We start from the raw sequence: 22,048 nt of genomic DNA, 5'->3' as shown, positions 1-22,048 counted from the left end.
GCGGGGACGATCCCCATCGGCCACTCGGAACTGAACGCGGAGAAGACTGCTTCCCGTGCACGCGGGATGATCCCAACGACTCGAACAGCTGCACCGTCGTAGTGATCTGCTCCCCGCGTATGCGGGGATGATCCCAACATGATCCTCGGGACGTCGATGTACAAGAACTGCTCCCCGCGCAGGCGGGGCTGATCTCCGGCAGGTAGAGGTGGCGGAGATGGCCCGCCACTGCTCCCTGTGCACGCGGGGATGATCCTCGAGAGTTACCGCAGACGACGGGACACCATCCCTGCTCTCCGCATGCGGGGATTTCCGCAATGACCAGTGCGCCGCTCGGAGACGGGCTGCTCCCCGTGTGGGGATGGCCCCTCCTGGTGCTTCGCCAAGAGCACATCATTCTGGAGCTAGGAACCCGCGAGCTCTATGAGCTATTCGCTGAAGATATCGGCAAGTAGTTGATGAGTGAAGCACTTATACTCAGTACTCGATCGTTGTGGCCGCTGTGTTTGATTCCTCAAACGCTTCGTTTGTAACACCCAGGACTGCGATAAAAGTCAAGCACTGAGCTGGCACCCCAAGAGGTTCCTGGTCCTTGGGATGTTCCGTCAGCGTTGCTGGTGGTGCGCTGGTTCCGTCATGGCACTGATGTGCCTGCCTTGCTTTGAGTCAGCTCAAGCGCTCAAACAATGGTGCGGTGTCGCCGCGCACCACTGTAAGGATATCCAACATTTCCAAGTTATTGCTTGCTGCTTTGCAGATGTGGATATGGCACATTGGTGACGCTCTCTAGCGATAGATGTCGACGGTGTGGGGTTCTCTACCGGCTAATAGAGAACCCCACACCGTCCGTTCAACTGCTGCCAGACCCAACCCCGCATACGCGGGGAGCACTTGTTCATTGATCTGACAGCCCAACTGCCCACGGGGTCATCCCTGCATACGCAGGGAGCAGAACACTGAGTGTTCAAAGTGCTCATGACGACAGTGGGCAGTGACAGTGAGGCTCCAGTGAGCTCACATAGCTGAGCTTAGTGCGTGTCCGGGAGGCGCTCGTGAAGGAGGAACCTGGTCAAGGCGGAAGCGGGGGACAGACGCCGGCCTCCCCCTCGGACCTGACCGATGAGTCGAGGATGCTGACCGCACCAATCCTGCCGCCCGACTACTGGGGCGGCTGCAGGGAGCGCCCACGCCGCGCTACCCTGGACGCCTCTTGCATCTGGGGTGGACCGGCTGTCCTCGGCGGCACCTGCTGTAAGGCCTCCTGCCCTAGCAGACAGTCACATACGCGCCACCGGAAAGAACAGGGTATCGCCGCTCACCACCGTCGTATGCCGACACGAGCGGGGTACTGAGTCCTCGGTGGCGGTGGCGGGTCTCTCGAAGCCGAGGCACTGGCACCATCGCAGCAGACCCTCGTGGCCGTGAGAGGGCCGAGAAGATCAATGGCGCGAACGGCCCGTCCTCGCCAATAAGCCGGGCCACATCTGACCTGTGCTTGCCGAACGGTGTTTGCTGGCCATGCACTTTCTGGGCAACGGTGACCTAGGCGTCGCCCGTGATGGTGCGTGTCTTAGTTGAACCTGTCGGCCATTACGAGCTCGCGGCTCCTCCCACCGTCGGAAGTGTGCGCCAGATCGGGCTGATGCCGCACCGCCACCCAGGGCTCGTTGGACTTCATGGGATCAAGTGTCTTCTGAGGAGTATTGACCACTCACTTCTCGTGAGGCGGCTTGATCACGAGCCTGGCCCACAGAAGGGCTGCTCCCGCAGCGGCGCCCCCAGCAAGGAGAGACGCCGGCTGGTTTTCCTTCGACAGGTACGTCAGCGTGGTCACCACGCTTCCGACGATGGCGGCGAAGAACAACAGCACGAACGTCTCCAAATCGAGGAAGGGGCGGGGAGCGTGGCTCATGGGCCTCTCCTTTCTGCGACTGGGGGAAGTCACTAGCTCAACTTCCCACGTTGCCTTGAATCTAGCAGAGATTTACTCGGACTGCGAGTGAAGCCCTCTCTGTGAGCATGGTGGTGACCCTGTGTGGTTGTTTGCAAACAGAGGGTCTCTGCTTCTCGTGGTGCATGGGGAGGAAACGAGGGCTGCTCATGGAGCATGCAAGGAGCAGTCCTGAAGATGGGCTCTCAACGAGACGCTGTGACTGCGGATGCCCCTGAGAGCGGGGGAGGGCCTGCCGCCTTGAGAAGAAACAGGGCAGGCCGTCGATCACGGTCGAGTGACGGTCAAACGATCAAGAGGCCTGATCATCAGGGTGATGATCAGGCCTCTGACCTGCTAGTTCGTGTCGGGATGGCGGGATTTGAACCCACGACCCCTTGACCCCCAGTCAAGTGCGCTACCAAGCTGCGCCACATCCCGGTGCCTGGCGGAGCAGGCGTGACTACCTTAGCGCAGTCGGCGGCCTAGTGCGTAACGGGAATTCGGAAGGGCGGGTGACCTGGGGCTGCGGGGGCTGGTGGGATGGGCGGGTGGCTTCTGTGATGTGGCGTGGGTTGGTGTTCTCGGTGGCGGTGGTGCTCGCGGTGGGCGGGTGCACCACTGGGGGAGGGGAGTCGCGGGTCGGGCAGAGTCCGCCGGTGGTGGAGACGACGGCGGGTAGCGGGGCACCGGGGGCGGTGCCGTCCGCCTCGGAGCGCAGGCGGCGGGTGGTGCCTCGGGTGCCTGCGGGGGTGTGGGCCGGGTACATGGTGTTCGACCGGGCCGCCGGGAAGGTGACGGTGCGGCGCGATGCGCATCAGACGGTGCGGTCGGCCTCGGTGGTGAAGATCCTGATCGCGCTGGACTACCTGGAGTCGCGGCGGGAGGTGCCGGCGGGGGATCTGGCGCTGTTGCGGGGGATGCTGCGGTCCAGTGATGACCGGGCGGCCACGGTGCTGTGGACGCGCGGTGGGCGGCGGGCGGTCGTGGCGCGGATGGTGAAGCGGCTGCGGCTGGTGGATACGGCGCCGCCGCCGGCCGACCGGCCGGGGTATTGGGGGTACACCGCGATCAGCGCCCATGACGTGGTGAAGGTGTACCGCTACCTGCTGGAGCGGGCGCGGCCCGAAGTTCGGGACTTGGTGCTGGGGGAGCTGCGCAAGGCGACCCGGTGCGGCACGGACGGGTTCGACCAGTACTTCGGGATTCCGCGGGCGGTGCGGCGGCCGTGGGCGGTCAAGCAGGGGTGGTCGGGGTTCGGGACGGTGCCGGCCGAGCCGTGCGGGCAGGCGGGGGCGAACGGGCTGCGGTACCGGCCGGCTGCGGCGCCCGATCTGGGGCTGGGGCGTCCGGTGCTGCACACCACCGGGACGGTGGGGGAGGACGACCGGCACATCGTGGTGGTGCTGACCCTGCATCCGGCGGGCAGCTCGTTCCGGGCGGCCTCAGGGCGGCTGACCGCGCTGACCAGGCAGGTGCTGCAGGCCGGCGGCATCTGAGCGGGGCCGCGCCGGGGCGGTCGTTGCCTGATTGTTATCGCTCGCAACAAAACCGGGGGGTCTTTCCTCTAGCGATGCTGGTCGTCGCGTCATATGTTGCGGAGCACAACATTCATACGGTGGGGCGTGACCCGTCCCGCCATGCGACGCGCGTTGCCATACGTCCGGAAACCCCACCCCGCGCGGCCGCTGACCCGGCGGCCGCGCTTCCAGAAAGGACCCGTGCAGATGCGCAAGGGAATCCTCGGTATCGCCGCGATCTCCACGGCGGCCGCCCTCACCCTCACCGCCTGCGGTGACGACTCCGCCGACGGCGGCCAGGGCGGCGCCGCCCAGGGCAAGGTCGGCGTGATCCTGCCCGACACCAAGTCCTCGGTCCGCTACGAGAGCTTCGACCGGCCCTACCTGGAGCAGGCGTTCAAGGCCGCCGGCGTGCAGTACGACATCCAGAACGCCGAGGGCTCGGTGCAGCGCTTCCAGACCATCGCCGACCAGATGATCACCAGCGGGGTGACCGTGCTGCTGATCGACGGCATCGACTCCAACTCGGCCGCCGCGGTGACCCGCAAGGCCCAGCAGCAGGGCGTCAAGACCATCGACTACGACCGGCTGACGCTGGGCGGCGTGTCGGACTACTACGTCTCCTTCGACAACGTGAAGGTCGGCGAGGAGCTCGGCAAGGGCCTGCAAAAGTGCCTCGGCGACAAGAAGGCCAACATCGTCTACCTGAACGGCGCCCCCACCGACAACAACGCCACCTTGTTCGCCCAGGGCGCCCACTCGGTGCTCGACAAGGTCTCCAGCTACACGAAGGTCGCCGAGCAGGCCGTGCCCGGCTGGGACAACCAGCGCGCCGCCACCATCTTCGAGCAGATGTGGACCGAGCACAAAGGCGAGATCGACGGGGTGCTGGCCGCCAACGACGGGCTCGGCAACGCCGCGGTGTCCATCCTGAAGAAGAACAAGGTGGCCGGGAAGGTCGCGGTGACCGGCCAGGACGCCACCTTGCAGGGCCTGCAGAACATCCTGGACGGCACCCAGTGCATGACCGTCTACAAGCCGATCAAGCAGCAGGCCGAGGCCGCCGCCAAGCTGGCGATCTCGCTGCTGAAGGGTGAGCAGGCCGAGACCAACGGCGTCACCAAGGACCCCGAGGGCAACCGGGACGTGCCGTCGGTGCTGCTCACCCCGGTGGCGATCTTCAAGGAGAACGTCAAGCAGGTCGTCGACGACGGCTTCGTCAAGAAGGACGAGCTCTGCGCGGGCGAGTACGCCGACAAGTGCGCCGAGGCCGGTATCCAGTGAGCCCGCTTCGGCACCCGTCCCCTCCCGGCCCGGACGGGTGCCCGCGGCGCACCCCGGGCACGCGCGGATCCGCAGGCCGGGTGCCGCGGCAGATCCGGTGAAGAGCGCCTCGCGCCCGGCCCGGCGACCCCGGGCCGGGCGCGAGGCCGACGAAGATCCGGTGACCGGCGGGGACGCCCGCGCCCCGGGCGTCCCCGCCCGTCCGGAAGGAGCACAGTGGCTGACAAGGCAACCCCGGTGCTGCAGCTGACCGGGGTCAACAAAAGCTTCGGGGCGGTGAAGGTCCTGCACGATGTGGACTTCGCCGTCTACCCGGGAGAGGTGACCGCGCTGGTCGGCGACAACGGCGCCGGCAAGTCCACCCTCATCAAGTGCATCGCGGGCATCCACCCGGTCGACTCCGGCGAGTTCTTCTTCGAGGGACGCCCGGTGACGATCAACAGCCCCCGCGACGCGGCGGCGCTGGGCATCGAGGTCGTCTACCAGGACCTGGCGCTGGCCGACAACCTCGACATCGTCCAGAACATGTTCCTGGGCCGCGAGCGCACCCGCGGGCTGGTGCTGGACGAGGCATCGATGGAGGAGTCGGCCCGCCAGACCCTCGCCAAGCTGTCGGTGCGCACCGTCAAGTCGGTGCGGCAGCTGGTGGCCAGCCTGTCGGGCGGGCAGCGGCAGACCGTCGCCATCGCCAAGGCCGTGCTGTGGCAGTCCAAAGTGGTGATCTTGGACGAGCCCACCGCCGCGCTCGGCGTCGCGCAGACCCGCCAGGTGCTGGAGCTGGTGCGGCGCCTGGCCGACACCGGCCACGGCGTGGTGCTGATCTCCCACAACATGAACGACGTCTTCCAGGTGGCCGACCGCATCACCGCCCTGTACCTGGGCCGGGTCGCCGCCCACGTCCCGCGGTCCGCCGTCACCTCCACCCAGGTGGTCGAGCTCATCACCGCCGGCCGGTCGGGGGACCTCGGCCTGTCCCCGGCGACCACCGACAACCATCTGTGAGCGGGGGCGCTGCGATGTCAATCCACTCCCACGAGCTCAAGGAGACCGCCGTGAAGGTCGCCGACGCCGACTTCGCCATCGACCGGCGCGAGCACACCACGGCCTCGGCCGTCCGCGACTACTGGGCCAAGGTGCGCGCCGGGGAACTGGGCTCGCTGCCGGCGGTCTTCGGCCTGGTGTCGCTGATCGTGCTGTTCACCGCGCTGCGGCCGGAGACGTTTTTGTCCGAGCGCAACATCGCCAACCTGTTCGTGCAGGCCATGTCGGTGACGATCCTGGCGCTGGGGTTGGTGTTCGTGCTGCTGCTGGGCGAGATCGACCTGTCGGCCGGGGTGACCAGCGGGGTGTGCGCGGCGGTGATGGCCAAGCTGATGGTCGAGGCCGGGCAGCCTTGGTACACCGCCGTGCTCGCCGCGCTGCTCACCGGGCTGCTGATCGGCGCCGTCATCGGGCTGTTGGTGGCGGTGGTGCGGATACCGTCCTTCGTGGTGACGCTGGCGCTGTTTTTGGGCCTGCAGGGCATCACGCTGCGGCTGATCGGCGAGGGCGGCACCGTCCCGGTGCGCGATGAGGTGATCGTGGCGCTGGCCAACGACAACATGCCGATCTGGCTGGGCTGGACGCTGGCGGTCGGCTGCTCGGTCCTGTTCGCGGCCTCGCAGCTGCTGCGCCGGCACCGCCAGCGCAGCCGCGGGCTGATCGCGCCTCCTCTGGGGCTGGTGGTGGGGCGGATCGCGGTGGTGACGGCGGCGCTGCTGGGCATCACCTTCCTGATGGGCCTGGACCGCGCCCCCAGCCCGACGGTGGTGCTCAACGGCGTGCCGTGGGGCGTGCCGCTGGTGGCCCTGCTGGTGATCACAGCGACCTTCGTGCTGGGCCGCACCGTCTACGGCCGGCACGTGTACGCCGTCGGCGGCAACGCCGAGGCCGCCCGCCGCGCCGGCATCAACGTCACCGCCATCCGCATGTCGGTGTTCATGATCGCCTCCACGCTGGCCGCGGTGGCCGGGATGGTGGACGCCTCCCGGCTCAACTCCGTCACCCCCGACGCCGGCGCCGGCAACGTGCTGCTGTACGCGGTGGGCGCCGCGGTGATCGGCGGCACCAGCCTGTTCGGCGGCAAGGGCCGGGCCATCGACGCGGTGCTGGGCGGCCTGGTCATCTCGGTGATCGCCAACGGGCTGGGGTTGCTGGGCGCGCAGGCCTACCTCAACATGCTGATCACCGGCGGGGTGCTGCTGCTGGCCGCCAGCGTCGATGCGCTGGCCCGCCGCAGGCGCGTCGCCGTCGGCCGCTGAGGCGCACCGGCCGGGCCGCCTCCGCCCCGGCGGCCCGGCTGGTAGGCTCGCGGCGGCGTGTGATCGTCCCGCTTGCCGGGGACGGGGCGCCAGGTGGGGAGCTCTGCGAGATGTCCGTGACGCCCGTACTGGACCTGCGGGGGGTCGGCAAGAGCTTCGGCCCCGTCCAGGTGCTGCACGATGTCGCCCTGTCGGCGTACGCCGGCGAGGTCACCGCCCTGGTCGGCGACAACGGGGCGGGCAAGTCCACCCTGGTCAAATGCCTGGGCGGGGTCTGGCCCATGGACCGCGGCGAGTACCTGTTCGAGGGCCGCCCGGTGCGGGTCGGCAGTCCCCGCGAGGCCGCCGAGCTGGGCATCGAGATCGTCCACCAGGACCTGGCGCTGTGCGAGAACCTCGACATCGTGCAGAACATGTTCCTGGGCCGGGAGTGGCGCAACGGCCTGGTGCTGGATGAGGCCGCCATGGAGGAGCTGGCCATCCGCGCTTTGACCGGGCTGTCGGTGCGCACCATCAAGTCGGTGCGGCAGCCGGTGTCCGGCCTGTCGGGCGGGCAGCGGCAGAGCGTGGCCATCGCCCGCGCCATGCTGTGGGACGCCAAGGTGGTGGTGCTGGACGAGCCGACCGCCGCGCTCGGCGTCGCGCAGACCCAGCAGGTGCTGGAGGTGGTGCGGCGCCTGGCCGACAAGGGCCGGGCCGTGGTGCTGATCTCGCACAACATGAACGACGTGTTCGCGGTGGCCGACCGGATCTGCGCGCTGTACCTGGGCCGCACCGTCGCCCAGGTCAAGGCCTCGGAGGTGACCTACTCCCAGGTCGTGGAGCTGATCACCTCCGGGCGCATGGACGGCTTGGACGGCTCCGGCGCGGTCGCCGGCCGCAACGGCACCGGCCGCCTCCGCGAGGCCGGACGGGGATGATGCGCGCCGCTCCGTCCCCGGAAGAGGCCCGCCGGCACAACCTGGGCACGCTGCTGCGCCACATCCATCTGCGGGGGGCGGCCTCGCGTGCCGAGCTGGCCGAGGGCATGGGCCTCAACCGCAGCACGATCATGGCGTTGACCGGCGAGCTGACCGCCGCCGGGGTGGTGCGCGAGGAGCTGCCGCGCGAGGTGCGCCGGCGGGCCGGCCGGCCGTCGCTGGTGGTGCGCCCCGAATCGACCCGGGTGTATGTGCTGGCCTTCGACATCGGGGTGGACCGGCTGGTGGCCGCCCGGGTCGGGCTGGGCGGGGTGATCTTGGAGCGGCGCGAAAGCGCCCGCCCGCGCGGCCCGTTCGACCCCGATGAGGTGGTGGGCGCGCTGGCGTCCTTCACCCGCCAGCTGGTGCGCCGGGCCGACCGGGACGCGGTGTGCGTGGGCGCGGGGGCGGCGTTCTCCGGCATCGTCCGCAGCGCCGACGGGATGCTGCGCTACGGGCCGAACCTGGGCGCCACCGACGTGTCGCTGGGGGACGCCCTGTCGCGGCGGCTGGGGCTGGGGGTGAGCGTGGCGATCGGCAACGACGCCAATCTGGGGGCGCTGGCCGAGCACCGCCGCGGCGTCGGGGTCGGCTGCAACGACCTGATCTACCTGCACGGGGACGTGGGAATCGGCGGCGGCATCATCGTCGGCGGCCGGCTGCTGGGCGGGGCCGACGGCTACGGCGGCGAGGTCGGGCACATGGTGGTCAACCCCGGCGGGCGGCGCTGCGGCTGCGGCTCGCGGGGCTGCCTGGAGGCCGAGGTCGGCGAGGACGCCCTGCTGGCGCGGGCCGGGCAGGTCGCCGCCGGGCGGATCGGCCGGGATGCGGTGCGCGCCGTGGTGGACGCCGCCGACCGCGGCGACGCCGTCGCCCGCGACGCGCTGTGCCGGACCGGCGACTGGCTGGGGCTGGGCGTGGCCAACCTGGTCAACATCTTCAACCCCGCCATGGTCGTCTTCGGGGGGACGCTGCGGGACATCTACCTGGGGTCGGCCGCGCAGGTCCGCAGCCGGCTGGCCACCCATGGGCTGGCCGCCCCCCGGGAGCGGGTGAAGCTGCGCACCGCCGAGCTGGGGGACGACACCACCTTGATCGGCGCCGCCGAGCTGGCCTTCAGCGAGGTGCTCAACGACCCGCTGGAGGTGCTGGGCCGGCTGCGCGCCGCGTCCTCCGGCACCTGAAAGCGGCCCCGCCGCCTCAAGGCCGCGGCGGGGAGGAACATGCGAGGCCGAGGAGGGTCGCTTGATGAAGACACGGACGTTCGCCGGCACCCGGGTGGGTGCGGTCGGTCTGGGCTGCATGAGCATGAGCTGGGCCTACGGCCCGTCCGAACGCGACGACCGGGCCTCGCAGGCGCTGATCCGCGAGGCGGTGGAGCTGGGCGTGACGTTCCTGGACACCTCCGACGTCTACGGCCTGGGCCACAACGAGACGCTGATCGGCCGGGCGCTGGCCGGCATCCGCGACCGGGTCGTGCTGTGCACCAAGGGCGGGCTGGTCGGCGACCCGGACACCGGACGGGTCGGCCGCAACGGCTCGCCCCGCCACCTCAAGCAGGCGGCCGAGGCCAGCTTGCGGCGGCTCGGCACCGACGTCATCGACCTGTACTACCTGCACCGGGTCGATCCGGAGGTGCCGCTGGCCGACAGCTGGGGCGCGCTGGCCGAGCTGGTCGCCGAGGGCAAGGTGCGGCGGATCGGGCTGTCGGAGGTCACCGTGGCCCAGGCCGAGGAGGCGCACGCCATCCACCCGGTCTCGGCGATCCAGTCGGAGCTGTCGCTGTGGACGCGCGACCCGACCGGCGTTCCCGGCGGCACCGCCGGCGGGATGAGCGGCCAGGGCATGTCGGACCAGGAGGCCGGGGACGTGGTGGGCTGGTGCGCCGCCCACGGCGCGGTGTTCGTGGCGTTCTCCCCGCTGGGCCGGGGCTTTCTGACCGGCACGATCACCAAGGCCGACTTCGAGGAGGGCGACATCCGGCGGCGCAACCCCCGCTTCCAGGAGGAGGCGCTGCGCCGCAACATGCGGATCGTCGAGGCGGTCCGCCGGGTCGCCGAGCGGCACGGCGCCACCCCGGCGCAGGTCGCCATCGCCTGGGTGCTGGCCCGCGGCGAGCATGTGATCCCGATCCCGGGCACCAAGAAGTCCCGCTACCTGCGGGAGAACGCCGCCGCCGCGGACTTGGAGCTGACCGCCGCGGACCTGGCGGAGCTGGACGCCCTGCCGGCCCCGGTCGGTGACCGCTACTGAGCCCTTTCTCACCCGCCGTATCTCCGCGATGCCCACCGCGGAGATACGGCGGGGCCTGAAGGCGGCGCGGCGGCATGCGCCGCCAGGGCCTCCGCCTCGGGTCTTTTGTGAAACGTCCGTCCCGCCGTGGCCGCCCCGACGCGGGATCAGCCGGCCGGTTCCGCCAGTTTGGCCACCTCGCCGAGCAGCCCCAGCTGTGCGGCGATGGTGGTCAGGTCGAAGTAGACCCGCTCGCAGACGATGCGGTCGCCCTCGAACAGGAACAGCGCCGCCATCCGGCAGGTGAACGACTTGCCAGTGGGTGGAAAACCCAGGTAAGGGCCCAGATGGGTGCCTTTGAGGTCGAACTCGGCGATCACCGCGTCGTCGGCGTGCCGCAGCACCACGTTCTCGTTGCGCTGGTCCGGGAAGGCCTCGCGGGTGGTCCGGTAGTAGCCCATGACCTCCTCGGGCCCGTCGAAGACCTGGCCGGTGGCCATCAGCTCATAGCGGGGATGGTCGAAGGTGCTCAGTGCCCGATCGAAGTCCAGTGCGTTCTCGGCCTCCATGTGCTCGCGGACGACCGCCTCGCGCCTGGCCCGCAGATCCGCTGCCTCCGCCGCTGTGCTTCCCACGGCAACCTCCTCTTTCCTCCCCATGTAATGCGCCGGCCGGTGATCGGGTAACGATGATCCTTAAGGGCCGGTAAGAAATTGACCATACCCGGTCGTGGCGATGGCACTCCTCACCGGAAGAGCCGCGGCCCGCAGAGCCCCTGGCGGAAAAATCGGTCGCCCAGGGGCCGTATGGTGGCTACGGTCTTGCAGGTTGCGGCGCCGGTTTCGGCGACCGTGACGAGCGGCCTTCTTTGCGCCGGGACCGCCCCCTCCGGTCGCGGCGCCGCCTGCCTTCCGTCGCGGACGGCATGAGCGGACGGCATGTGTGGTGAAGACGATCGCTGTGAAGGGACGCCTGTGACGACGCCGCTGGCCGAGCTACGGCAGCGACTGCCCCAGCTGATGGCCGAGGACCGGCATCGGCTGCGCCGCCGTATCGACGGGGCGTGCAAGCTGCGCGAGGAGACGCGCCTGGCCGCGGTGACCGCCAAGATCGCCGCCGACGTCGAACGGGCCGAGGCGAAGGTGGCGCGCCGCCGGGCGGCGGTGCCGCCGATCACCTACCCGGCCGAGCTGCCGGTCACCCAGAAGAAAGACGAGATCGCCGCGGCCATTCGCGACCACCAAGTGGTGATCGTGGCAGGGGAGACCGGCTCGGGCAAGACCACCCAGCTGCCCAAGATCTGCCTGGAGCTGGGCCGCGGGGTGCTCGGCACGATCGGGCACACCCAGCCGCGCCGCCTGGCCGCCCGCGCCGTCGCCACCCGCATCGCCGAGGAGCTGGGCACCACGCTGGGGGAGCTGGTCGGCTACAAGGTGCGCTTCACCGACACCTCCAGCGACGACACGCTGGTCAAGCTGATGACCGACGGCATCCTGCTGGCGGAGATCCAAGGCGACCGGCTGCTGCGCCGCTACGACACGATCATCATCGACGAGGCCCACGAACGCAGCCTCAACATCGACTTCCTGCTGGGCTACCTGAAGGAGATCCTGCCCCGCCGCCCCGACCTGAAGGTGATCATCACCTCGGCGACCATCGACCCGGAGCGGTTCTCGGCGCACTTCGGCGGCGCCCCCATCGTGGAGGTCTCCGGCCGCACCTACCCGGTGGAGGTCCGCTACCGCCCCATCGTCGACCCCGACGACCCCGAGGCCGACCCCGACCGCGACCAGATCCAGGCCATCAGCGACGCGGTGGACGAGCTGTGCGCCGAGGGCCCCGGCGACATCCTGGTGTTCCTGTCCGGCGAACGGGAGATCCGCGACACCGCCGAGGCGCTGGCCAAACGGGACCTGCCCGGCACCGAGATCCTGCCGCTGTACGCCCGGCTGTCGGCGGCCGAGCAGCAGCGCGTCTTCCAGCCGCACCGCGGTCGGCGGATCGTGCTGGCCACCAACGTCGCCGAGACCTCGCTGACGGTCCCGGGCATCAAATACGTCATCGACCCCGGCACCGCCCGCATCTCCCGCTACAGCCACCGCCTGAAGGTCCAGCGCCTGCCGATCGAGGCGATCTCCCAGGCATCGGCCAACCAGCGCAAGGGCCGCTGCGGCCGGGTCTCCGAAGGCATCTGCATCCGCCTGTATTCGCAAGAGGACTTCGAAAGCCGCCCGGAGTTCACCGACCCGGAGATCCTGCGCACCAATTTGGCCTCGGTCATCTTGCAGATGACCAACCTGGGCCTGGGCGACATCGCCGCCTTCCCGTTCGTCGACCCGCCGGACCGGCGCAACATCAAGGCCGGCATCGACCTGCTGATCGAACTGGGGGCCCTCGACCCGGCCGCCAAGGACCCGCGCAAACGGCTCACCCCGCTGGGCCGCAAACTGGCCCAGCTCCCGGTGGACCCCCGCCTGGGCCGCATGGTGCTGGAGGCCGACCGGCTCGGCTGCGTCCGCGAGGTCCTCATCATCGCCTCCGCCCTGTCCATCCAGGACCCGCGGGAACGCCCCGCCGACAAGCAGCAGGCCGCCGACGAAAAGCACCGCCGCTTCGCCGACCCGTCCTCGGACTTCCTGGCCTACCTGAACCTGTGGAACTACCTGCAGGAGCGGCAGCGGGAGCTGTCCGGCAGCCAGTTCCGCCGCATGTGCAAGAACGAATTCCTGCACTACCTGCGGATCCGCGAATGGCAGGACCTGCACGGCCAGCTCAAACAGGTCGCCAAGAGCCTGGGCGTGACCGTCAACACCGCCGACGCCCCGCCCGAGCGCATCCACCAGGCGCTGCTGGCCGGGCTGCTGTCGCACATCGGGCTGCTGGACCCCGAACGGCGCGACTACCTGGGCGCCCGCGGCGCCCGCTTCGCCATCTTCCCCGGCTCGGGGCTGTTCAAGAAACCGCCGCGGTGGGTCATGTCGGCCGAGCTGGTGGAGACCTCGCGGCTGTGGGCCCGCGTCAACGCCAGGATCGAACCGGAGTGGATCGAACCGCTCGCCGCCCACCTGGTCAAACGCACCTACAGCGAACCGCACTGGTCCAAACGGCAGGGCGCGGCGATGGCGTACGAACGGGTCACCCTCTACGGGGTGCCCATCGTCACCCAGCGCCGGGTCAACTACACCCGCATCGACCCGGAACTGTCGCGGGAGCTGTTCATCCGGCACGCCCTGGTGGGCGGCGAATGGGACACCCACCACGCCTTCTTCCACGAGAACCGGGCGCTGCTGGAAGAAGTCGAGGAGCTGGAGCACCGGGCCCGCCGCCGCGACATCCTGGTCGATGAGGAGACCTTGTTCGACTTCTACGACCAGCGCATCCCCGCCGAGGTCGTCTCCGTCCGGCACTTCGACGCCTGGTGGAAGAAGGCCCGCCGCAAGAATCCGGACCTGCTGAACTTCGACAAGCAGATGCTGATCAACGCCGGTGCCGGCGAGGTCAGCGAGGCCGACTACCCCGACCACTGGCAGCAGGGCCCGCTGCGGCTGAAACTGACCTACCTGTTCGAACCCGGCGCAGACGCCGACGGCAACGACGGCGTCACCGTGCACATCCCCCTGGAGGTCCTCAACCAGGTCAAAGCGGACGGGTTCGACTGGCAGGTGCCGGGGCTGCGCGCCGAACTGGTCACCGAGCTGATCCGCTCGCTGCCCAAGCAGCTGCGGGTCAACTTCGTGCCCGCCCCCGACGTGGCCCGCAAGGTGCTGGCCCGGCTCTCGCCCCGCACCGAGCCGCTGCTGGCGGCGCTGGAACGCGAGCTGCGCGCCATGACCGGCGTCACCGTGCCCCGCGAAAGCTGGGACTATGCGCGCGTCCCCGACCATCTGAAGATGACCTTCCGGGTGGTCGACGGCCGCGACCGCACCGTCGCCGAGGGCAAGGACCTGGAGGCGCTGAAACGGCGGCTGCGCGGCAAGGTCCGCGGCACCCTCTCAAGCGCCGCCAAAAAGGACGGCATCGAGCGCAGCGGGCTGAAGAGCTGGGACATGGACGCCCTCCCCCAGGTCTTCGAACGCCGCCACGCCGGATACGCGGTCAAGGCCTACCCGGCGCTGACCGACGAAGGCGACAGCGTCGCCGTGCGCCTGTATGAGACCCCGGCCGAGCAGCGGCAGGCCATGTGGGGCGGCACCCGCCGGCTGCTGTTGCTGAACTCGCCGTCCCCGATGAAGTTCCTGACCGGTGGGCTGAGCAACCAGGCCAAGCTGGCCTTGAGCCGGAGCCCGCACGGCTCGGTGCAGGCGCTGCTGGACGACTGCGTCACCGCCGCCGCCGACAAGCTCATGGCCGAGGCCGGCGGGCCCGCCTGGGACGCGGCGGGCTTCACCAGGCTGCACGACCATGTGCGCGCCGAGCTGGCCGACACCGCCGCCGCCATCGTCGGCCAGGTCGGGCAGATCCTGAGCGCCGCGCACGAGGTCGACCGGCGGCTGCGCGGCACCACCAGCCTTGCGCTGGTGCCGTCGCTGACCGACCTGCGCACTCAGCTCAAGGAGCTGATCGCCCCCGGGTTCGTCACCGCCACCGGCTGGCAGCGCCTGCCCGACCTGCTGCGCTACCTGCGGGCGATGCTGGTGCGGCTGGACAAGCTGCCCGACAACCCCGGCCGGGACCGGTTGCTGATGCAGCAGGTGGAGCGGATGCGGCAGGAGTACGAGCAGCTGCTGCGCCGCCTGCCCGCGGCCCGCCGCCAGGAGGAGCCCGTCCGGCACATCCGGTGGATGCTGGAGGAGTTCCGGGTCAGCCTGTTCGCCCAGCAGCTGGGCACCCGCCATCCGGTCTCCGAAAAACGCATCCTCAAGGCCATCGCCCAGATCCCGCTGTGACCGGAGAACCTCAGGACCCGGGAGCGACGGTGAAACAGCAGTCGCCGCACAGGCCCCCGCCGCCGAGACGGTAGTAAAGGCAGCAGCTGCGGCGCCGGAACGTCAGCCCCGGCCCCGCCGGCACGCCCGAGCCGCGCAGCTCCTCTTCTTCCAGCAGCCGCCGGGCCAGGCGCCGGCTGCGGCCGGCGAGGCCGGGGTGGGCCGCGGCCAGCACGCGCAGCGCCCCGATCATCGCCGAGGCGGCGTTGCCCCACAGCAGCCCGGCGGCCACCGGCACGCGGGCGCGCACCGCCTCATGGACCGCCGTCAGCTGCCCTTCGATGACCGAACGGCGGACGGCGGCGGCCATCTGCGCCACAGGGCCCGCCGCCTCGTCCCGTTCGTGAAGGCCGGCGGGAGCCCTCACGTCCGCCTCCTCCGCTCCGTCGTCCCGTCCGGCGTTCTTCGCATCCGGCGTCCCGGCCCGCAGGAGGTCCGCCGATCTCGCCGCATCGAGCCACAGCCGGACGGTGCCGGAGGCGTCCAGACGCTGCCGCAGCGCCGCCAGGTCCGGCACCAGCCCGTGCAGCAGGGCGCAGCCCAGCACCGGCGACCACAGCCGGGCCGCCAGCGCGAGCTGGGCGGTGGAGGCGGCCACCCGGTCCACCGGAACGCCCAGGCGCGCGGCGGTCGCCTCGATGAGGGCCGGCACCCCCTCCGGCACCGGCCGCCACCGCGGGTCGGCGCCTTCTGCCGGATCGGTGGAGACGGCGAAGAAGGGGCCCAGGCGCGCGACGTCCGCCAGCGCCTCCGCCACGGCCCGTCCGGATCCTCCCTGCCGCACGCCGGGAGTATAGGAACGACTGCGGCCCGTGGCCCAGGCCGCCCGTCACAGGGCACGGCGAATGGAAGTCGCCACAACCATCCCCAAGTCCCTACAGCCCCATGTACCAAGTGCGTATCGTTTCATGTCATGTCGAACAGCGATGAGCCCGGTGTCAACAGCGCGGAGCTGGTCGCGCGCTCCGCGCACACGGGCGGCCAGGGGGACGCCGACACCGCCGTGGCGCGGGTGGGTGACCCCGTCACCGTCTGGCCCTGCGCCAACTGCGGACGGCCGGTGCCGCAGCCGGTCGGGGGTGTCCGCATCATCCGGTACTGCCAGGACAACGACGGGGCGTGCGAGCGCGAGGCGCGCAGCCGTCGCGAGCGCAACCGGGACGCTCCCGGCCTGACCGGCCAGGTCGCCTGGACCTGGGAACTGGTCGAGCGTCTGGAGAAGATGGCCGACGGGCTCGCCGAGTCGCTGACGGCCGAGCTGAGCGTGGCAGGGGTGGAGCGGCGCATCGCCGAGGTGCGGGCCGAGGCCGCCCGGGACCTGGCCATCGCGCAGACCGAACGCGACGCCTCCCAGCGGCAGGCCGAGGAGGCCCGCCACGAGGCCGCCGCCGCCCGGGCCCGGGCCGAGGCGGCCGAGGAGGAGGCCCGGCGCGCCCGCGAGGAGGCCAGGATCGCCACCGCCAAGCGGGACGCCGCCCAGCAGGCCTGGGAGGAGGCCCAGCAGATCGCCCAGCAGGCGGTGGCCGCCAAGCAGGCCGCCGAGTCCGAGCGCGACCGCGTCACCGCCCGCGAGGGCGAGCTGCTGTCGGCGCTGGAGTCCAGCCGCGCCGAGCTGGTCTCCCTGCACGCCAAGCTGGCCGAGGCCGAGGCCGCGGTGGAGGCGCAGCGCGCCGAGGCCGCCGCCGCCCGCAAGAGCGCAGATGACCTGCGGGCGGTCATGCGGGAGGCCGAGGCGCAGCGGGCCCAGGCCGTCCAGGCGGCCACCAAGGCCGAGGAGGAGCGCAACGCCGCCCGCCGGGCCCAGGCCGAAGCCGAGGCCGAGGCCGCCCGGGCCAAGGCCCGCTGCGAGGAGGCGCTCAAGGAGCGCGACGCCGCGCTGGTCCAGGCCCAGCAGGCCCAGGCCGAACGCGACCAGCTCAGCGCCCGCCTGGCCGAGCAGGCCGGGCAGACCCAGCAGCTGGCCCAGACGGTCACCGAGCTGCAGGCGGCGCTGACGGCGCTGGCCGCCGAGCGGGACGCCGCCCGCGCCGAGGCCGACCGGGCCCGCCGCCAGATCGACCAGCTCACCCAGAACGTCTCCTCCGGCGTGCAGAACGTCGCGCAGGGGGTGCTGTCGTCGGTGACCCCGGCCGCGCCCCCCGTGCCCGGCGGCGCCCCCTCCGCGCCGGCCGCACCGCCGGCCTCCGGCGGGCCGGGCGCTCCGGTGCCACCCTCCTCCGGCGCCCAGAGCACGCCTTCGCCCGCCCCCGGCGCTCAGGGGGGCGAGAACAGGCCGATCGGCGGAGGGGTGTATGAGGCCCCCGCCGCCGGTTACAACGCCTCCTCCGGCACCTTCGCCCCGCTGCCGTCCCCCTACGCCCCTCCCGCCGCCAACGGCCAGGAGGGAAACGGCCGCGGCCCCAACGGGGAGGCGGACCGGGAGGACCCGCTCTTCGCCCGGCCCTGACCGGCCTTCGTGACGCGTCCGCTGCCCGGATCCGGCCTTCAGGAGGGCAGCGGACGCGGGTCGCGGCGCAGCGGATGGTCGGCGGGCACCTCCACCAGCGCGATCCGCACCCCATCGGGGTCGGCGATCCACATCTCGATCAGCCCCCACGGCTCCTGCCGCGGCTCGCGCAGCACGGTGACCCCCGCCTCGCGCAGCCGCCGGTGCTCGGCGTGCACATCGCGCACCTGCAGCCACAGCATCAGCGCCGCGCCCGGCCCTTCGGCGGAGCGTCCGGAGACCTCCAGCAGGCCCTGCCCGAGGAAGTAGACCACCCCGGGTTCCTCCGGCGGCCCGAACTCCCGGTAGACGGCCAGGCCGAGCACGTCCCGGTAGAAGCGGTGGCTGCGCGCCGGATCGGCCGGACGCAGCAGGATCCGGCTGCTCAGCACGTCCATGGCGACCTCACCGAAAAGAAGGCGACGGCGCCCGGGGCCCGCCTCGGGGGCGCCTGTGGCGGTGCGGCGATCGGCATCGAATGTCCTCCTGCGTCCGTGCGGCGACCTCAAGGTCCATCCAGGTGGCCGGCCTGCTCCGGCCGCGCGGCGCCGCTGTAGGGGGCGGCGAAGACCTCCAGCGTCCGGTCCAGGTGCGCCGTCCACCAGGTCACCAGCGCCGCGTCCGCCGGCGGCGGGCCCTGGCGGTCCCGGCGGCGTTCCAGGTAGTGGCGGCGCAGCGGGCCCAGATCGCACAGCTGCTCCCACCACAGCCGGTGCACCGCCGAGCAGATCTGCCCGGCGTCCAGCGGGAAGGCCGCACGGTGGCCGTCCACGAACGCCTCCACCCGGTCCAGGTCCAGCCCGCGCTCCTCGCCGTACCCGGCGAACAGCGCCACCGCCGCGCGCACCAGGTCCTCGGCGAACGGCGCCACGCGCAGCCCGCCCCATCCGACGACCGCGCTCACCTGGCGGGTCCGGCCGTACAGCAGGTTGCGGGCGTGAAAGCCGCCGTGGATGTAGCCGACCGTGAACGCCTCCGCCTCCGGCGGCTGGTGGTCGGCCAGCTCCCGCAGCAGCTCCCGCCGCTCGCGCAGCCGCCGGCCGGCCAGCGCGGCGAAGTCGTCGCCGTCCTGCGGCAGCGCCGCCAGCAGCCGGTCCGCGGCGGCGATGGCGTCGGCGGCGCGGGGAGTGGGCACCAGCAGGCTCTGCTGCACCGGAGGGGCCAGGCGGTCCAGTTCGGCGTGCAGCCGCCCCAGCAGCCCTCCGAGCTGGCGGCACTGGCCCAGCGACAGCTCCAGGCCGTCGCGCCGCGCCCCCTCGATCCAGGGGTAGACGGCATAGGCCCGGCCCTCGGCCTGCACCAGGGTGCGGCCGGCGCGGGCGGGCAGGGGGGCGGGCACCGGCAGCCCGGCCGCATCCAGCGCCGTGGTCACCGAGTGCTGAAACAGCACCCGTTTGCGGTCGATCTGCCCGTACCGCTTGAGCAGGACGGTCCTGCCGGTGCCGGTCTCCACCCGCCATGCCCGGTGCGGGCCGTCCACCGGCAGCGGGACGAACCGCCGGGCCTCGCCCAGCTCCCAGCGGCGCAGCAGCCGTGGCGGCGGCTCGGCGTCAGGCTCGCGGTCGCGCACGTGGGCACCTCGCTGGCGTCGCGCTGACGAAAACTTCGCACTTGCTCGAACTGGTGTTCAGCCGACGCTACACGCGCCGCTCGGCCGCGTAAAACCCCGGCGCGCCCAGGGCATCGGCGGCATCCCGCCCGATGCAGACCGCGATGAACCTTTTTCCTGGTTCGCCGTCTGCGCAGGCGCTGCGATCTGGGACGGAAAAGGGCTGCCGCGGGGCGATCTTCGACCGCGGAGCGGGAACAGCTCAGGCGGAACCTTCGGCGGCGCGCCGTCTCCGCCTTCAGGAGGCGGGCCGCAGTGACGACAGTGAGGAGTCGCGATGGACAAGCTCAGCGAGGACGCCAAGGCGCTGCTCCGCCGTCCCCTGCACGGCTGGGCCACCACGGTGCGCCCGGACGGCTCCCTGCACAACACCGTGGTCTGGGTGGATGTGGACGGCGACGACGTCATCATCAACACCGCGGTCGGCCGGGCCAAGGAAAAGCACCTCAAGGCCGACCCGCGGATGGCGGTGAGCGTCAAGGACCCCGACAACGACTACCACTACCTCAGCGTGTCCGGGACGGCCCGCCTGGAGACCGAGGGCGCCGACGCCGTCATCGACCGCCTGGCCAAGAAATATCTGGGCGCCGATCGCTACCCTTTCCGGCAGCCGGGTGAGAAGCGCGTCACAGTTCGGCTGACGCCGGAAAAAGTGATTTACAGCACGGGTGCCTGAGCTGGGCGAACGCAGGACGTGACGGAACTCTCTCCGATTTTTGCGAACGTCGTGCCGCTGATTCTTGTCCCATAGATGTGAGCAGGCGGGCGGGGCCGGACGCCCGCTGTGGATTCATGTTTTTGGGGGATCAGGAAATGCACGACGGAAAGGACCGTGAACCGCTGGTGCAGACGGTGACCTCGGGCCGGGTCGCCGAGGACGACGTGGCGCGCGCCGAGCGCGCGGTGCGCTCGGTGCTGGCCGGGGTGCCGGGCCGGACCGCCTCGGCGCGGGTGACGCTGACGGTGCTGGGCGAGCCGGCGCCGCCGCGGCCCGCGCTGGCCCAGGCGATCGTCGAGCTCGACGGCCGCCGGCTGCGCGCCCAGGCCGCCGCGCGAAGCCTGCCGGAGGCCATCGAGCTGATGCAGCACCGCCTCGCCCACAAGGCCTCCTGGGCCGCCTGAGGCGCCCCGGCATGAGCGCCTGCGAAACGGGCGGCGTGTTCCCCCGGCTTTAGGAACACGCCGCCCGTCTGCGGTCGGTTCGGTGCGCTCAGCCTTTCTCCTCCTGTTGCCCGCCCATTTCCCGGACGATCACGCTCTCATAAGGGCGTGAGGGGTCGGGCCAGTAAGTCAGTGTCGCCAGCGCGGTGCCGTTCTCACCGCGGATCTCGAATCGGTAGCCGTTTTCGGGCTGCTCCAACGCTGCGGCGGCCTGGTCATGGCGGAGCCGGCACATGGTGTCGACCTTGTCGAGCGCCCCTTGGAGGGTCTCGGCGTCGGTGACGAACCTGGCGGGCTCTCCGCTCTCCCAAATCTGGAACATCGGTGCGTCCTGTCGACGGTTGCGGACAACGGTGTGGAAGGGACCGTGCACCCCCGCCTTCGCACAGGGGACAGCTTGCGCCTATTTGCTCCGGTTTTCAACTTCTCTCAGAGCAGTGGTTCCGCGGCCCCGGTCTCATCCACGGCGCCGCCCGGTGACATGGACGGTCCGAAGGGGCGCGGTCACAATCGGTCGATCATCTCCTCCAGCAGCGCGCGGGTCTGGAAGGCGGGGCAGGCGTCCACCGACAGCCGGTCCATGACCTGGCGGTAGCGGTCCACGTCGGCGGGCTTGTCCAGGTACAGCGAGCTGGTGAGCTGCTCCAGGTAGATCACATCCGACAGGGTCTGCTCGCCGAAGCGCAGGATGGAGAACGGGCCGCCGGCCGCGGCGTGCCCGCCGGCCGAGAACGGCACGATCTGCAGCGTGATGTGGTCCAGCTCGGTCATCCGGATCAGGTGGCGCAGCTGGTCGCGCATCACCTCCGGGCCGCCGAGGGGGCGGCGCAGCGCCGCCTCGTCCACCACCGCCCACAGCCGGAGCGGATCCGGGCCGTGCAGCCGGCCCTGCCGGGTCATCCGCAGCCGCACCCGGCGCTCGATCTCCTCTTCCGGGGCGTGGGGGTGGCCCAGCCGGACCACGGCCCGGGCGTAGTCCTCGGTCTGCAGCAGCCCCGGCACGAACTGCACCTCATAGGTGCGGATCAGCGTGGCCGCCTGCTCCAGGCCGATGTAGACCAGGAACCAGTCCGGCAGCACGTCGCCGTACTGGTGCCACCAGCCGGGGGTGTTGGACTGGCGGGCCATCGCCAGCAGGTTTTCGCGCAGCTCGCCGTCCGTCACCCCGTACAGGGTCAGCAGGTCGGCCACGTCCCGTTCCTTGAAGCCGACCCGGCCGTTCTCCATCCGGCTGATCTTGGAGTGGGAGCCGCGGATGGCGTACCCGGCCTCCTCGGTGGACAGCCCGCGTTCCTCGCGCAGCCTGCGCAGCTGGGCGCCGAGCGCGATGCGCAGCGCGGTTGGACCGTTCCGAGGATAGGCGATCACGTTGGCCGGCGGCTCGTCTGCGGCGTGAGCTGGGCTCATGAGCGCTCCCAGGGGGTCATGCCGGCCGGGCGGGGCGCAGCGGGCCCCGTTGCCGGCAGGCGGGGTCTGATGTCCATGCTGCCACGACACCTCCCATATGAGATGGGCAACGAGCCGGGCCCCGGCGGGTTACGTGTGATCTTTTGATGAAATGCACGTGCATCAGACCTTGCACCTGCACAATGAACGGAGCAGGATAGCCCGCAGGCCCCCCGGCGTGACCCCCCGGAGATCGC

General features: G+C 71.0%; 18 protein-coding genes, 1 tRNA gene and 1 CRISPR repeat array (1 of these 20 only partly in view). Of the genes, 11 read left to right on the top strand and 8 right to left on the bottom strand.

Annotation, left to right across the window (positions count from 1 at the left end; all coding sequences use genetic code 11):
* Positions 1-14: a CRISPR direct-repeat array (repeat unit 29 nt) (it extends 992 nt beyond the left edge of the window).
* Positions 15-1,711: 1,697 nt separating this feature from the next.
* Together TCUR_RS13220 and TCUR_RS13215 are read right to left on the bottom strand one after the other, a co-directional pair.
* Positions 1,712-1,912 carry a hypothetical protein gene (locus TCUR_RS13220; protein WP_012853012.1) on the bottom strand — a complete coding sequence of 67 codons (201 nt, stop codon included), beginning with the start codon at positions 1,910-1,912 and terminating at the stop codon, positions 1,712-1,714.
* 385 nt (positions 1,913-2,297) lie between these two features.
* Positions 2,298-2,371 (bottom strand) — tRNA-Pro (locus tag TCUR_RS13215).
* 110 nt (positions 2,372-2,481) lie between these two features.
* Between TCUR_RS13215 and TCUR_RS13210 the strand changes: the two genes are divergently transcribed.
* The 7 genes from TCUR_RS13210 (at position 2,482) to TCUR_RS13180 (ending at position 10,246) form a co-directional block, all read left to right on the top strand.
* Positions 2,482-3,429 (top strand): D-alanyl-D-alanine carboxypeptidase family protein, encoded by a 948-nt coding sequence (locus TCUR_RS13210; protein ID WP_148233016.1) that lies wholly within the window; start codon positions 2,482-2,484, stop codon positions 3,427-3,429.
* 228 nt (positions 3,430-3,657) lie between these two features.
* On the top strand, positions 3,658-4,734 hold the full coding sequence (locus TCUR_RS13205) for a sugar ABC transporter substrate-binding protein (protein WP_012853010.1): 1,077 nt from the start codon (positions 3,658-3,660) through the stop codon (positions 4,732-4,734).
* A 216-nt stretch (positions 4,735-4,950) separates the two neighbouring features.
* The gene (locus TCUR_RS13200) at positions 4,951-5,736 is read left to right on the top strand and encodes an ATP-binding cassette domain-containing protein (protein ID WP_012853009.1); all 786 of its coding nucleotides are present in this window, start codon (positions 4,951-4,953) and stop codon (positions 5,734-5,736) included.
* Between the two features lie 50 nt (positions 5,737-5,786).
* A complete protein-coding gene (locus TCUR_RS13195; protein WP_245536855.1) occupies positions 5,787-7,034 on the top strand; it encodes a sugar ABC transporter permease in 1,248 nt (415 codons plus the stop codon).
* A gap of 110 nt (positions 7,035-7,144) precedes the next feature.
* The gene (locus tag TCUR_RS13190; protein ID WP_012853007.1) at positions 7,145-7,954 is read left to right on the top strand and encodes an ATP-binding cassette domain-containing protein; all 810 of its coding nucleotides are present in this window, start codon (positions 7,145-7,147) and stop codon (positions 7,952-7,954) included.
* On the top strand, positions 7,954-9,177 hold the full coding sequence (locus TCUR_RS13185) for an ROK family transcriptional regulator (protein ID WP_148233015.1): 1,224 nt from the start codon (positions 7,954-7,956) through the stop codon (positions 9,175-9,177). Before TCUR_RS13190 ends, TCUR_RS13185 begins: the two co-directional genes overlap by 1 nt.
* 64 nt (positions 9,178-9,241) lie before the next feature.
* Positions 9,242-10,246, top strand: coding sequence for an aldo/keto reductase (locus TCUR_RS13180; protein WP_012853005.1), 1,005 nt, complete (start codon positions 9,242-9,244; stop codon positions 10,244-10,246).
* 146 nt (positions 10,247-10,392) lie between these two features.
* Here the strand turns inward: TCUR_RS13180 and TCUR_RS13175 are convergent, their stop codons facing one another.
* Entirely contained in the window at positions 10,393-10,860 is a 468-nt protein-coding gene (locus TCUR_RS13175; RefSeq protein ID WP_012853004.1) for an ester cyclase, read from the bottom strand.
* A 339-nt stretch (positions 10,861-11,199) separates the two neighbouring features.
* Here TCUR_RS13175 and hrpA point away from each other — a divergent pair, with 339 nt between their 5' ends.
* Positions 11,200-15,111, top strand: a complete 3,912-nt coding sequence (gene hrpA, locus TCUR_RS13170) for an ATP-dependent RNA helicase HrpA (protein ID WP_012853003.1) — start codon at positions 11,200-11,202, stop codon at positions 15,109-15,111.
* Between the two features lie 10 nt (positions 15,112-15,121).
* Here the strand turns inward: hrpA and TCUR_RS13165 are convergent, their stop codons facing one another.
* Positions 15,122-15,934, bottom strand: a complete 813-nt coding sequence (locus TCUR_RS13165) for a (2Fe-2S)-binding protein (protein ID WP_041439688.1) — start codon at positions 15,932-15,934, stop codon at positions 15,122-15,124.
* Between the two features lie 129 nt (positions 15,935-16,063).
* On the opposite strand from TCUR_RS13165, the gene TCUR_RS13160 reads away from it, so the two are divergent.
* Positions 16,064-17,596, top strand: coding sequence for a hypothetical protein (locus tag TCUR_RS13160; protein ID WP_012853001.1), 1,533 nt, complete (start codon positions 16,064-16,066; stop codon positions 17,594-17,596).
* 38 nt (positions 17,597-17,634) lie between these two features.
* Here TCUR_RS13160 and TCUR_RS13155 read toward each other — a convergent pair whose 3' ends face one another.
* Positions 17,635-18,033, bottom strand: a complete 399-nt coding sequence (locus TCUR_RS13155; protein WP_012853000.1) for a VOC family protein — start codon at positions 18,031-18,033, stop codon at positions 17,635-17,637.
* 107 nt (positions 18,034-18,140) lie between these two features.
* Positions 18,141-19,205: a phosphotransferase enzyme family protein gene (locus TCUR_RS13150; RefSeq protein WP_012852999.1), complete on the bottom strand. Its 1,065-nt coding sequence runs from the start codon at positions 19,203-19,205 to the stop codon at positions 18,141-18,143.
* Positions 19,206-19,521: 316 nt separating this feature from the next.
* On the opposite strand from TCUR_RS13150, the gene TCUR_RS13145 reads away from it, so the two are divergent.
* The gene (locus tag TCUR_RS13145; protein WP_012852998.1) at positions 19,522-19,920 is read left to right on the top strand and encodes a PPOX class F420-dependent oxidoreductase; all 399 of its coding nucleotides are present in this window, start codon (positions 19,522-19,524) and stop codon (positions 19,918-19,920) included.
* 137 nt (positions 19,921-20,057) lie between these two features.
* On the top strand, positions 20,058-20,366 hold the full coding sequence (locus tag TCUR_RS13140; RefSeq protein WP_012852997.1) for a hypothetical protein: 309 nt from the start codon (positions 20,058-20,060) through the stop codon (positions 20,364-20,366).
* Positions 20,367-20,454: 88 nt separating this feature from the next.
* Here the strand turns inward: TCUR_RS13140 and TCUR_RS13135 are convergent, their stop codons facing one another.
* Both TCUR_RS13135 and TCUR_RS13130 read right to left on the bottom strand, forming a co-directional pair.
* On the bottom strand, positions 20,455-20,727 hold the full coding sequence (locus TCUR_RS13135; protein ID WP_012852996.1) for a hypothetical protein: 273 nt from the start codon (positions 20,725-20,727) through the stop codon (positions 20,455-20,457).
* Between the two features lie 182 nt (positions 20,728-20,909).
* Positions 20,910-21,812 (bottom strand): helix-turn-helix domain-containing protein, encoded by a 903-nt coding sequence (locus TCUR_RS13130; RefSeq protein ID WP_012852995.1) that lies wholly within the window; start codon positions 21,810-21,812, stop codon positions 20,910-20,912.
* Positions 21,813-22,048: the final 236 nt, after the last annotated feature.

It is taken from the genome of Thermomonospora curvata DSM 43183 (assembly GCF_000024385.1).
GTDB lineage: Bacteria > Actinomycetota > Actinomycetes > Streptosporangiales > Streptosporangiaceae > Thermomonospora > Thermomonospora curvata.
This window is presented reverse-complemented; position numbering and strand designations above follow the sequence as displayed.